A 12,580-nucleotide genomic window follows, 5' to 3' on the forward strand; every position below is an offset into this window, starting at 1 on the left:
ATTTAAGGGTTATTTTGTTATTTTTGCGTCAGGTTCAGCCCTGCGTAAGTGGTCACAAAATCAACAATGGTGCCTAATCCAGCTTGTGTTTTTAAGTTTGTGAAGACAAAAGGTTTATCCCCTCTCATCAACTTTGCATCTCGCTCCATAACTTGCAGATCGGCACCGACATAGGGCGCTAAATCAATCTTATTAATGACCAATAGATCAGATTTTGTGATGCCGGGACCACCTTTGCGCGGGATCTTATCCCCGCCTGCAACATCAATTACATAGAGATTCAGATCAACCAATTCAGGACTAAAGGTTGCAGCTAAATTATCGCCACCACTCTCGACGAAAATCAGCTCTAAATCCTGAAATCGCTGCTCAAGTTGCTCGATCGCAGCAAGATTCATCGATGCATCTTCCCGAATTGCTGTATGAGGACAGCCTCCCGTTTCGACTCCCAAAATTCGATTCGGGTCTAAAGCTTGCGATCGCACTAAAAATTTCGCATCTTCTTGCGTGTAAATATCATTCGTCACAACTGCGATCGCAAACCGATCGCGCAGCGTTTTACAAAGGGCATCAACTAACGCTGTTTTCCCTGATCCCACTGGACCTGCAATTCCGACTCGGAATGCGGTTGAAACTAATGTTTGTGTCATCGTGTACTTGCTGGCATTAATCCTAAAGCGGACAATAAGCGATCGCTGTCGAAATGAGCTTCAATCATTTGACAAATACATTGAAACTTAATTGGCTCCTGCAATCGCACTTCTCCAAAGGCTCGTTCAATAATTTCAACAGTTGTTAATGTATCTAAATCGACTGCAAGAATCGGCACTTCCAAATCCTCTGCGCGTGCCACAATCTCTTTCGTCGGCGCAATGTGCCCGGTCAAGATCAAACACTGTGTGGAAGTTTCCAGCGCTGCTAGCTGTAAATCCGTGCGATCGCCGCCTGTGACCACCGCCATATTGTGTCTCGCTCGAAAATACTTCAAAGCAGAATTGACATTCATCGCGCCGATCGTCAAACTTTCGACCATGAGATCTAAGCGATCAGGGCGACAGAGCACTTCTGCATTTAATTGATGCACTAATTCTGCAACACTAACGCTTCTTAACAACGTACTACTCGGCAACACGCCTAGCACGGGAATATTTTGCTGTTCTAAATAAGGACGGAGTGACTGATTGATGGAATTGATCTGATCCGCCGGAACATCATTAATCAAAACTCCTAACAAGCGATCGCCTAATTGCTCTTTTGCACTCAAAATCTGGTCGAGCAAGAGTACAGAATGAAACCGTGTGACGAGCATTACCTGGGCTTGAATGGTTTCTGCGACTTGCAGCAATGAGAGATCGAACAATTTACCCTCACTGAGATTTCCAGGTCCTTCTAGAATGACTAAATCGCCTTTTTGCGCTTGCGATCGCTGCGCCAACAATTGTGGATAGTCCTGCTGATCAGTTCCACTAATCCGTCTTTCAACCGTATCCGTATCGAGGTTGAGGACGGGAGCCTGGAGCCGTTCTTGTGGCAGTTGTATCGCCTCTGCCACAAATTGAATATCACCATCATTATCTGCCATCTGAGTTTGACCCCAGCCGCCGCCTAGCGCTTTGCCGTAGGCAAGATCAATCCCTTTCGCTTTGAGTTGATGAGCAATTCCTAAAATGGCAGCCGATTTGCCACTGTAAGCTTCTAGCGAACCGATGACTAAATACTTGGCGGACTTTGGCACGCGCTTACTCCGGATAATGATGACTCAATGAACAGCCTTGTAGCTTTATGAATTTTATCGCAATCTTGGATACACTCAGTTCGGAACTACGGCAAAAGTCAGGGCGATCGTAGAATTCTACGATCGCCCTGACTTGATCAGAATCAGATGGAATTGAACCCTCTATTCGTCGATGCGCAACAGCTTGCGATAAAACGACTGGGAAAAATCAGAAAGCCGACTCCGCTTAAAATTAAGAATGACATCAATTAAGAAGTCAACAAACTCGAAGTTCGCCATCATGATCTCATAACTGAGTTCAGCATTGCCTTCAAATTGAATCCGACAACGGCACAAATCCGCAGGTAGGGTTGAAACATTCCAAGTCGCAATAAACGGAATACTTTCAGCTCCCTCAATTCTACGTTCTCCTTCAAGCGCCCCTTTTTGATAGAGGCTAATCGCAAATGGAAGAAGTTGTTTTTTGGTTTGTTGAGGATAATATGGCGTGTAGACCCCGACTTGCTGCGTAGGTGCAGGTTGAAGTTTCTCAATGGACATGCTGGCTTCCTGTTTCGTCAATCCAAAGGGTGAATGTATCAGACAGAACCGTGAGTATCTTGGTGGGCGGATTCATTATGCCCAGGATGAGTAGAAAGCGCACAGGTCAGATTTTGCTAGGCTTTCGCGCGATGCTAAATCTAAATTCGTCATGAAGTTGAACCGTTTATTGCAATTTGTAAAACAACACTAAGAAATTGATTCTGAGCCTGACTCATCGGAGAGTTTTAGCCTAGTCTTGATAATTAAGATGCTCGACGCGATGCGCAATCGATGCACCGCGAGTCCGATTGATTCGATGACTTTTCAATTGCAGCATGTCATGCAATGCTTCATTCAATTTCCCTCAATCCGGGGAAGAATGAACCGTTACCCTTCACTGCACTTTTAGAAAAACGATGCGATACAAACTACTAGGACAGAGCGGTCTCAGAGTCTCGGAATTGTGTCTCGGCACAATGACCTTCGGAGAGGATTGGGGCTGGGGCGGAGCGTATGAAGAGAGCCGCAAAATGTTTGATGCCTTTGCAGAAGCAGGCGGAAATTTCATTGATACCGCAAACCTCTATACCAATGGAACCAGCGAGAAGTTTGTTGGAGAATTTATTAAACGCGATCGCGAAAAGTGGGTACTCGCTACAAAGTACTCACTCAACATGGGCAACGGCGGGGTGAATGCTGCTGGCAATCATCGGAAAAACATGGTGCAAGCAGTTGAAGCAAGTTTGAAGCGCCTAGAAACAGACTACATCGATCTACTTTGGCTCCATGCTTGGGACTTTACAACACCTGTCGAAGAAGTCATGAGAGCATTTGATGACTTAGTTCGACAAGGCAAGATTCTCTATATTGGCATCTCAGATACACCTGCCTGGATTATTTCTCAGGCAAATACGATCGCGCAATTTCGCGGCTGGACTTCGTTTATCGGACTACAGATTGAGTACTCTCTGATTGAACGTACTCCCGAGCGAGATCTCCTGCCTATGGCACGAGCATTTGAGATTGGAGTAACGGCTTGGAGTCCGCTTGGAGCAGGAGTTTTAACGGGTAAATATAACAAGCCGGAACCTGTGGAAGGACGATTGAGTAATCCTGATACTTCGCGCCCGGTCACTGAAAAGCAACTCGCGATCGCTCAAACTGTGCTCGATATTGCTGCTGAAATAGGTAAGCTCCCGGCGCAAGTCGCACTGAATTGGATTCGTCAACAACCGGGTAGCATCATTCCAATCATTGGTTCGCGCAAGCTCGATCAACTCAAGGAGAACATGGATTGCTTAGGATTTGAACTCAGTTCAGAACAGCTTCAGAGATTGAATGATGTGAGTACGATCGAGCTTGGCTTTCCGCATGACTTTCTGGCAAGCGAGATGGTGCAAAATTTTGCATTTGGCGGAGTCGTTTCTAAACTCGATCGCACTCGTCAATAGCTTCTGCATTGAGCTTTCATCAATCAACTTCAGAAGTGCTAGCTATAGCAGTCCTAAATTGATCGTGAAAAGCATAGTCTGTCGTGACCCCTAAGTCCCCCAAATTTCACAACTCAAATCGGATTGCTATAGCTGCATAAGGACTCACTTAACTGATTGAGATGTATCGTTCGCTAAAGTTTAATTTCAGCTAGCACATTTCCTTACTATCTCATCCATGTAGAACAATCATACAAATAGGCTGTGCTTGGCTACAAAATTACTTCGTAGCTAGTAAAGCGAGTGATGATAGTTTCTCTTCTCCGCAAATTCGAGAATTCTGCCAACAAGCACTCGATTCATCGTTGATCATTCAGTGAAGTCATATCGGCTCAAAGTGAATATGAGTCACAAATTTTAGTGACTTCTTCGATGAAAGCTTCACGCCAGCTAAGATTGATCAGTTGGGAAAATCAATCTTGTGCTCTAACAGATCTCGAAGGCAAGAGATAGCACGATTTTATAGTCGGTGTTCGAGCTAGTAGTCTAAGTGCGATCGCGCTGACCTGGTTGTGGAGATAGGTTCGATGGTTCTACCAAAGTACACGCTGATCATTCCGATTTATGACGAGGAAGAGACGATCGCCGCGCTGTATGGTCGTGTGAGTGCGCTAATGGACAGGCTCGATGCCCCATCTGAATTGATTTTGGTCAATGATGGGAGCCGAGATCGGTCTTTGCAGTTAATTCGAGAATTACACGATCGCGATCCGCGCGTTTGTTATCTCAGCTTAGCTCGCAATTTCGGACATCAAATTGCTGTCACGGCTGGCTTGAACTATGTTCGAGGTCGCGTGATTGTCATCTTAGACGCAGACTTACAAGATCCGCCCGAACTGATTCCCGCGATGATTGAGAAGTGGCGGCAAGGCTATCAAGTGGTGTATGCTCAGCGGACTCAGCGGCGCAAGGAAGGATGGTTTAAGCGCTTGACAGCTTTTGTGTTTTATCGATTGCTCAAACAGCTTGCGGATGTCGATATTCCAACGGATACAGGCGATTTTTGCTTGATGGATCGTCAAGTCGTGGATTTACTCAATGCAATGCCTGAGCGCAATCGTTACATTCGGGGCTTGCGATCGTGGGTTGGATTTTCTCAGACTGCAATCCAATTCGAGCGCGATCCTCGAATTGCTGGCGATGTGAAATACACATTTCACAAATCACTTGGGTTAGCCATCAATGGCTTAGTTTCCTTCTCGAAAGTGCCGCTGCGGATTTCAACCTATGTAGGATTATTTGCTGCTTTAGTTGCGATCGTGATGATGCTGCTGACGTTTTACTGGAGAATTGCTTATCCAGCTTCACCCTTGACTGGATTAACTATCATCGTAGTCGCGATTTTCTTCCTAGGTGCGGTACAACTGCTCAGCATTGGAATTTTGGGAGAATACATTGGGCGCATCTATGAAGAAGTAAAAAACCGCCCACTCTATACACTGTCTGAGGTGGCGGGATTTGAGCAACAAAAATTTTCTGTGCCCCAAGAACACTTCGATCGAGGTCACGATTGAAATCAGCAATTATCGAACACTAACAAACCGCTCTTGAGCGATCGCTCTAAGTCGCTGCACATCTTCACGCCGCGTAATCGACAGTGGAACCGTCGATTTAATCACCTCTAACAATAGTGCAGTCTCTAACGGTTTATTCAAATACAACGCTTTATACAACGCTGTAATGACTGCTTGTTCAATCTCTGCACCACTAAATCCATCCGTTGCAGCAACCAAAGCCGATAAATCTAACGTCTCTGGATTTTGGCGGCGGCGGGTGAGATGAATTTGTAGAATTGTCAGGCGTTCGCGATCGTCCGGTAGATCAACAAAAAAGATTTCATCAAATCGCCCTTTGCGTAACAGTTCTGGCGGGACTTGGGAGAGATCATTTGCGGTAGCAATCACGAAGACTTCGCCTGTTTTTTCTTGCATCCAGGTGAGAAATGATCCAAACATTCGCCGACTCAAACCGCCGTCCGCATCTCCACCATTGTTGCCTAAGCTTTTTTCGATTTCATCAATCCACAACACGGCGGGAGCCATCGATTCAGCAAGTGCGATCGCATGTCTGAAATTCTTCTCCGATTCGCCGACATACTTGTCGTACAGCCGACCTGCATCGAGCTTTAACAGGGGCATCTTCCAGGCGCGCGCGATTGCTTTTGCTGCCAGAGATTTTCCGCAGCCTTGAATCCCGACAATTAAAATTCCTTTGGGTGGTTTCAAATTCACGGCTTGAGCTTGCGGACTAAATCCAACCTTGGCATAAGCAAGCCATTGTTTGAGTCCGGTAAAACCGCCCAAATCAAGCGGCGTATCATCCATCGGGAAATACTCTAAAACGCCGCCTTCTTGAATAATCTGCGCTTTGCGTTGCAGAATTCGCTGCACATCTTGCGCCGTCAGTTTGCCATCTTCTAAAGCGGCATAAGCCACAACTTGACGGGCTTGTTTTAAGGTCATCCCGGTGAGCGATTTCACGAGCAGATGCAAGTCTTGATCTTGGACTTCGACTTGCACCCGATTTTTGACCCGCAGCGATCGCACAATGTCTTGAACAGCTTGCAGCAATTCATCTCGTCCTGGAAGTTTGAGATCATAAAAGCAAGCATCATGTGCAAGTTCGACGGGCAATGCAATCTCAGCCCCCACTAGAACAATCACCGATCGCGTTTGCCCAAACAATTGCACCAGTTCTCGAAACTGCCGGGCTGTCTTTGCATCTTCGAGGTGTGACGCAAAATCTTTGAGTAAAAAGACTCCTCGGATGTTTAAAGATTGAATTGTTTCGAGCAGCTTTAGCGGATCGCCTGAGTTTTCGTACCCAGAAGTAGTTTGTCCGGGCGGAGCATACTCATTTGTCCAGCGATCGCTCTGAGAGACACGAACTAATCCCTGAGTCATGCTCCACTCAAACAACGATAAGCCCATTTCTTGCGTTGCTGTTCTGAGCAAGTCTTGTACCCGCTCTTCTTCGACGGTTTCGATCGCGATGACCGGATGAAAAGACAGAATTAAAGTCTGAAGGTCTTGGAGATTTGACGCGATCGAAACGGAACGACTCATAGGGGGGTTCTGAAAAGTAACACTTTCCCAGAATTCCCTTTGAATACAGAATTAGCGCGAGTGACATCTTGAGGATTGGGTTTCGGCTGCGATCAATCCGCAAAGGCACTGGAACCTAAAGATCTTCAGCACTGAACGGTGAGCGTAGCCGAAACGCGGCAGTTCAATTAGGAATTCGAGATAACCTTCGCCGCTGCTGCAATTCCTGCCCCAGGCGTAAAGCTGTCATAGCCCAACTCTTGCAAGGTCGCTTCTAGCGCCGCGATCGCGGTTAATAAATCTCGATCGCTGACAAATCCCAAGTGCCCAATTCGGAAGATTTTGCCTTTGAGATGGTCTTGTCCACCTGCCAGCGCAATATCAAATCGTTTCCGCATCACAGAGCGAATTTGTTCTGCATCGACTCCGTTTGGCATCACCGCAGTAATCGCTGGACTGCCACACTCATCTGCTGCGTACAAAGGCATATTCAACGCTTTTACAGCAGCCCGTGCAGCTTGGCGCAGGCGTTCATGACGCGCAAAAATATTCTCCAAGCCTTCAGCTTTCATCATTCTCAGCGCGGCTTGCATCGCGTAGAACAAATTAATCGCAGGCGTAAACGGCGTGGTATCTTTTGCGCTCGACTTGCGATACTTGCCTAAATCCAAATAGTACCGAGGCAGTTTTGCCGTCTTGTAGGCTTCCCAAGCTTTTGCGCTGACTGCAACAAATCCCAATCCAGGCGGGATCATGTAGCCTTTTTGTGAACCTGATGCCACCACATCCAAGCTCCACTCATCCACGGGCACGCTGGTTGCACCGAGGCTGGTCACGGTGTCTGCCATCATCAGCGCTCCATGTGCTTTGACATAGCTGCTGATCGTTTTGAGATCGTTGATCACACCCGTTGAAGTTTCACTATGGGTAACAATGACCGCTTTGATCTGCTTGTCAGTGTCACTTTCCAAGCGTTGTCGGAATGCTTCTGGATCAAGCGGTTTCCCCCAATCTACTGAGAGGCGTTCGGTTTGCAAACCATAGGCATCCGTCACTTCTGCCCATCGTTCGCCAAATTTTCCATTCGTCCCGACTAAAACGCGATCGCCTGGGCTAAGAAAATTAATAATCCCGGCTTCCATCGCGCCTGTGCCACTTGCTGCGAGGATTAAGACATCATTTTGCGTTTGGTGGAGCCATTTGAGATTTTGCGTGACTTCTGCCACAATTTTGCCAAAATCGCCGCTCCGGTGTCCGATCGGATGCTTTGCCATTGCCGATAAGACCTGTTCAGGGACAGGAGTTGGTCCCGGAATCATTAACATTAACTTGTCGTCCATGATGGGTTCCTTAGAAAGCTAGAAATTTACGCATTGATCCAGGATTACACAGATGGTTGAAAATTCGGGTTTCAGCGTTCAGAATTTAATCATGTATCGAGATTGATCATGATGAGATTTGTTTCGGAACCCTCTACTGCACTCAAAATTCAAAAAATGCGGGAGCGGGTGCAGTGGAAAGCCCCTAGTTTGCGCGATCGCGGAATTGATCAAACCCGTTTTGTCATTGATGATCCGCGCGAACAAAATGCTTTTTCTTTCTTGGTGATTGGTGATAGTGGATCGGGACGACACCCTGGGCATTTTCCCCAACGCCAAATTGCTGAGCAGATGTTGCTTCATAAGGACGAATGTCGGTTTGTTTTACATACTGGAGATGTCGTTTATCTTGTTGGCTCTAGTGAATTTTATCCCCAAAATTTTATTGAGCCTTACCGAGAATTTTTAGTTGGGGGAGAAACACCGACCAAGATTAAGTTTGATCAAATGGTGTTTAACTTCCCATTCTTACCTGTGTTGGGAAATCATGATTATTATGATTTAACCCTATTTTATGGTGTATTAGCTCAGGTTTCTTATCCATTGAGACTGTTATTACGAAAAAAGATTGATCTCGATATTCGTTTTCATGGATCTTATCAAGGAAAAGCATTTGCCCAAGCGTTCATGGATACGTTGTGGCTGAAAGACCCAATGCATTTAGCCGAACATCTCGATCGACATTACACGGCTGAAACTTCAACAGGACGGTGCTTAAAATACGAGCCTGGGTTATTTACTCGTTTGCCAAACCGCTACTATACGTTCCGTTACGGCGGGATTGATTTCTTTGCCCTCGACTCCAATACATTTAATGAGCCGATTGTGCCTTCGAGTACTCAAGAAGACCGTGGGAAATTACTCGATCGTCGTAACGAGATCGAGCAAGAAATGCAGCAATTGCTACAAGAACTCTCTCGCTTAAATGTCAATCAACCCGAACAGTCAGACGCAGCAGATGATATTCGCGTCAAACTTCAACAACTTGAAGAGATTCAGCTTGACATTGATAAGCAATTGAATACAGAAGCATCGGTGACAGATTATGAGCAGTTAGACTGGTTACGCGATCGCTTAATTGCATCCCTCAATTCTCCTGACGTGCGAGGCAGAATTATCTATTTTCATCATCCCCCCTATGTGACCGAGGCGACGAAATGGTATCAAGCACAAACTCATGCGGTGCGCTATCGATTGCGGCAGGTTTTTGATGATGTAGCGAAAGCGGTTGATATCAAGGAGCGCTCTATTGTTGATCTTGTGCTTACGGGTCACGCTCATTGTTTTGAGTACCTTCGGACGGTTGAGACTGGACATGCAGATTCCAATATTAATTGGGTGATCTGTGGTGGGAGTGGCTATAGTTTGCGACGACAACGAGAGGAGGGAACCGAGATTGAAGAAGACGATCGCATTGTGGCGAAGTCTCAACTTTTTGTCGGACGAACTGGGCAAGGAAAGGACAAACAGCGTCCTTATTCTTTTCTACGAATTGACGTGATGGATGGTGAACCTGTGAAATTTGTTCTGCGTCCTTATGTTTCGGAATGGTCGCAGCGGCAATGGCACGATCGAGCATTAGACCCGATTGTAATCGGCTGATGTTTGATGTGAATCAGATCATTCTTTGGATCAGCTTGATGCGGATCATTTGAATCTTTTGGCAGAAGTCATCTTAGATCATCAGTTCTACAACAGTCATAGTAGATCAATTTATTGAGAAGTCTATGTCTGTCGAAGATTTGAGAAAAAGTGACATGATGGCGCATTTACTGGATGCGTTAGATGCAGGTGAAAATATCGAGCATTATGGGCGTTTAGTTTTCGCAATGGTGGCTCGACATTTTCTTTCGCAAGAAGAGGTGATTGAGTACCTTCTGAAAGATGAAGAATGCAGTGAAGCGGAAGCAAAATCGCTTTATCAGCAGGTTCAAGGCAAAGATTACAATCCACCGAAACGAGATCGTGTTTTAGATTGGCAGCAGCATCAAAACTTTCCAATTTGTCCAAATCCTGATGATCTCGATGCTTGTAATGTCTATCGAGATCTAGAGTTTCCGCAACATGTTTACGAGCATATTTCTAGCTACTACGAGCAAAAAGCTTAATTGATCTCGTCGGAAGCTCACAGGCTGTTTGTATGATTGTCTTTGGCTTCCGATGAAGGATACAAGTATTCCTCATAGTCAGGATTCTTGCCCGGAGACATCAAGTAGAAGCCAAAAGACCAAAGCGCCGCAAGCAGAAATGAGATACTCGCGAAGATATAAATCCAACCTGCTACCCAGAATGGTAAGGGTATAGGAATACTGTACCCATTCGTGCTGAAAAAGAAGGTCGCAAACTCCAGTCCTTGAAGCGTGGGGGTGAAACAGCAGTATGCCAATAATCCCATTAAGAGGCTGACGACTGTAAACGCAATCATTCCAATCTTGCCGATCTCTCTGTCGTCATCTAGCATAAAGACCCTTATAGATTCTCGATAAATTCATCGGTTGTGACTTGTGCTTGATTGAGAATTCCGCTGAGTGTTCCAACCTTCAATTCCCGATGCAGGGGAACAACACATCCTACAGTGCCCTTGTCCGTCTTTTTTTGCATCACAACATGACTACCCGTTTGACGAATCTGCTCAAACCTAAGTGCTCTAATGCCCGAATTGCTTCTTTGCTTGAAATTCGTGGCAGTTTAGGCATAACTCACTTCAATGCTAGTGATGTATTTGGGCGATCCGTCAGGTATTGGAAATTCTTCAAGATACAGACGGGTTGCCTCTTTCAGTCCGGCAACAGCTTGTTCGATCGTTTCACCTTGATCAACTGTGCCAACTTCTGGGCATTCGGCAATATACATGTCGTCTTCTTTAGAGATAATGACTGTAAAGCTACGAGTTTTCATCGCATTCCCAAAACTCTACCTACATTAGTCAGCATAGCAAAGCCTCGGAATTAATCTAAATTCCGAGGCTTTGCTTCATTAAAAGCTAGACTAACCGCCCATTCCAGGGATCAATCCACCGCCTAAACGCTTCAATGCACGGGTGGCTACATCTGCATAACGCAACTCACCGCACATAATTTTGCCCAAACGATCGGTTGCAGTCGGACGTTTCACACCCACCTTGTACCCGATCCCCGGAACTCGATAAAACAGATTTGCTAATCGTTGTGCCCAAACCATATCGCTGCCCCACTCTTGCTGAATCACGTTGGTATATTCAGCAAGCGCGTTTGCATTGCCGTTGAGTGCTTGATCAATCGCTTCTGCCGCTTTCATGCCGCTAAACATCGAAGGACGAATGCCTTCTGCGGTCATTGGATCAACGATCGCTGCCGTTTCTCCAGCAAGGACTGCATTCTGAGTATGTAAGACTTGATCCCCGTCCCAAAATACGATCGGATGGGTATAAATCTGTGCGCCGCTCGTATTGAATCCAGCCTCTTTTGCATAATTCGACAAGGCTTTATCAAAGTCGGTCTTATCGTTGCCTCTAAATGATGCAGTTCCGGCACTGAACCCTTCGGATTTCGGTAAATTCCAGATAAATCCGTTCTTCAACATGCCGAAATCAAATTGAGCCGTTTGCCCGATCGCATGAGGTGCTTCCATGACTGCACCCATTTGCGTCTTGCGCTCTTTGAATCCGAGCCATTTCGCCATCAGACCCTTTGCACCATCTGCTGCAATTAGATACTTTGCTTCTAGAGATCCGGCGGTGGTCTGGACGAGCCAGAGATCGCCTTTAAATTCGATCCCCGTTACCGCCGTTCCGTCTCGAACTTCTGCACCGACTTGCTGAGCTTGTTTGATCACAAATTGATCAAACTCATCACGGCGTACCATCCACATCGGTTCAGGCGTTTCCAGTGTCGCATCGACCGGATCACCGAGCTTCCAGGTATAGCGGATTGTATTGACTTTGCGAGAAATGACGGGGCTGAAATCAAACTCGAACCATTGCGCGATCGCAGGTGAAACTCCGCCGCTACAGGGTTTGTAACGAGGCAGAGCGTCTTTCTCTAACACTAAAACTGAACGTCCGCGTTTTGCGAGATGGTAAGCAGCAGTTCCGCCGGCGGGACCTGCTCCAACAACAATACAGTCAAACATAAAGCTGGAAGTTCACTCCTACGTCAACGCTATCTAGGTCATTCAAACTTTCTCACCGCGATCCGAACTGTTTTAAGAATCCTCATAAGTGTGCGAGGTGAGGAATGTCATATCACTTAGAGCAATGTAACCTGTTTTGGCAGATTTTACCCTATAGATTTTCTTAGCCCACATTATTCAGAAGAACTTTTTGTATCTAACAATTACATTAAGTTTGACGAAAGCTTTGCGAATTCGCTATTTCAGGTAATCAAAAAAGTGTTTTGCTTCTATATAATTCAGGTTTTAATTATTTAGTTT

13 protein-coding genes are annotated in these 12,580 nt (G+C 46.0%); 4 read left to right on the plus strand and 9 right to left on the minus strand.

The genetic code is table 11. The features are described 5' to 3' along the window. Window positions 1-17: 17 nt before the first annotated feature. The 3 genes from ureG to ebsA all read right to left on the minus strand — a co-directional run bounded on the left by ureG (window position 18) and on the right by ebsA (window position 2,275). The gene (gene ureG, locus OU814_RS16505; protein WP_017287817.1) at window positions 18-650 is read right to left on the minus strand and encodes an urease accessory protein UreG; all 633 of its coding nucleotides are present in this window, start codon (window positions 648-650) and stop codon (window positions 18-20) included. After that, window positions 647-1,735, minus strand: coding sequence for a phosphotransacetylase family protein (locus tag OU814_RS16510; RefSeq protein WP_268184378.1), 1,089 nt, complete (start codon window positions 1,733-1,735; stop codon window positions 647-649). The genes ureG and OU814_RS16510 overlap by 4 nt, the downstream gene beginning before the upstream one ends. A 162-nt stretch (window positions 1,736-1,897) precedes the next feature. After that, complete coding sequence (gene ebsA / locus OU814_RS16515) at window positions 1,898-2,275, minus strand: type IV pilus biogenesis protein EbsA (RefSeq protein WP_017287819.1); 378 nt, start codon at window positions 2,273-2,275, stop codon at window positions 1,898-1,900. 398 nt (window positions 2,276-2,673) lie between these two features. On the opposite strand from ebsA, the gene OU814_RS16520 reads away from it, so the two are divergent. Together OU814_RS16520 and OU814_RS16525 are read left to right on the plus strand one after the other, a co-directional pair. Beyond that, complete coding sequence (locus OU814_RS16520) at window positions 2,674-3,708, plus strand: aldo/keto reductase (protein ID WP_268184395.1); 1,035 nt, start codon at window positions 2,674-2,676, stop codon at window positions 3,706-3,708. Window positions 3,709-4,274: 566 nt separating this feature from the next. Then, a complete protein-coding gene (locus tag OU814_RS16525; protein WP_268184397.1) occupies window positions 4,275-5,261 on the plus strand; it encodes a glycosyltransferase family 2 protein in 987 nt (328 codons plus the stop codon). A gap of 9 nt (window positions 5,262-5,270) precedes the next feature. Here OU814_RS16525 and OU814_RS16530 read toward each other — a convergent pair whose 3' ends face one another. Further along, window positions 5,271-6,812: an AAA family ATPase gene (locus OU814_RS16530; protein ID WP_268184399.1), complete on the minus strand. Its 1,542-nt coding sequence runs from the start codon at window positions 6,810-6,812 to the stop codon at window positions 5,271-5,273. A 167-nt stretch (window positions 6,813-6,979) separates the two neighbouring features. Beyond that, on the minus strand, window positions 6,980-8,131 hold the full coding sequence (locus OU814_RS16535; RefSeq protein ID WP_017287823.1) for a pyridoxal-phosphate-dependent aminotransferase family protein: 1,152 nt from the start codon (window positions 8,129-8,131) through the stop codon (window positions 6,980-6,982). Between the two features lie 108 nt (window positions 8,132-8,239). Between OU814_RS16535 and OU814_RS16540 the strand changes: the two genes are divergently transcribed. After that, window positions 8,240-9,772 carry a metallophosphoesterase family protein gene (locus tag OU814_RS16540; protein WP_017287824.1) on the plus strand — a complete coding sequence of 511 codons (1,533 nt, stop codon included), beginning with the start codon at window positions 8,240-8,242 and terminating at the stop codon, window positions 9,770-9,772. Between the two features lie 125 nt (window positions 9,773-9,897). Next, window positions 9,898-10,278, plus strand: a complete 381-nt coding sequence (locus tag OU814_RS16545; RefSeq protein WP_017287825.1) for a hypothetical protein — start codon at window positions 9,898-9,900, stop codon at window positions 10,276-10,278. Window positions 10,279-10,295: 17 nt separating this feature from the next. Here OU814_RS16545 and OU814_RS16550 read toward each other — a convergent pair whose 3' ends face one another. The 4 genes from OU814_RS16550 to OU814_RS16565 all read right to left on the minus strand — a co-directional run bounded on the left by OU814_RS16550 (window position 10,296) and on the right by OU814_RS16565 (window position 12,280). Further along, on the minus strand, window positions 10,296-10,631 hold the full coding sequence (locus tag OU814_RS16550; protein WP_017287826.1) for a hypothetical protein: 336 nt from the start codon (window positions 10,629-10,631) through the stop codon (window positions 10,296-10,298). An 8-nt stretch (window positions 10,632-10,639) separates the two neighbouring features. Further along, complete coding sequence (locus OU814_RS16555) at window positions 10,640-10,771, minus strand: type II toxin-antitoxin system HicA family toxin (protein WP_017287827.1); 132 nt, start codon at window positions 10,769-10,771, stop codon at window positions 10,640-10,642. Between the two features lie 87 nt (window positions 10,772-10,858). Further along, window positions 10,859-11,068 carry a type II toxin-antitoxin system HicB family antitoxin gene (locus tag OU814_RS16560; protein WP_017287829.1) on the minus strand — a complete coding sequence of 70 codons (210 nt, stop codon included), beginning with the start codon at window positions 11,066-11,068 and terminating at the stop codon, window positions 10,859-10,861. Between the two features lie 90 nt (window positions 11,069-11,158). Beyond that, the gene (locus OU814_RS16565; RefSeq protein WP_017287830.1) at window positions 11,159-12,280 is read right to left on the minus strand and encodes a geranylgeranyl reductase family protein; all 1,122 of its coding nucleotides are present in this window, start codon (window positions 12,278-12,280) and stop codon (window positions 11,159-11,161) included. Between the last annotated feature and the right edge of the window lie 300 nt (window positions 12,281-12,580).

The sequence above is a fragment of the Leptolyngbya sp. GGD genome, from assembly GCF_026735145.1.
GTDB lineage: Bacteria > Cyanobacteriota > Cyanobacteriia > Leptolyngbyales > Leptolyngbyaceae > Leptolyngbya > Leptolyngbya boryana.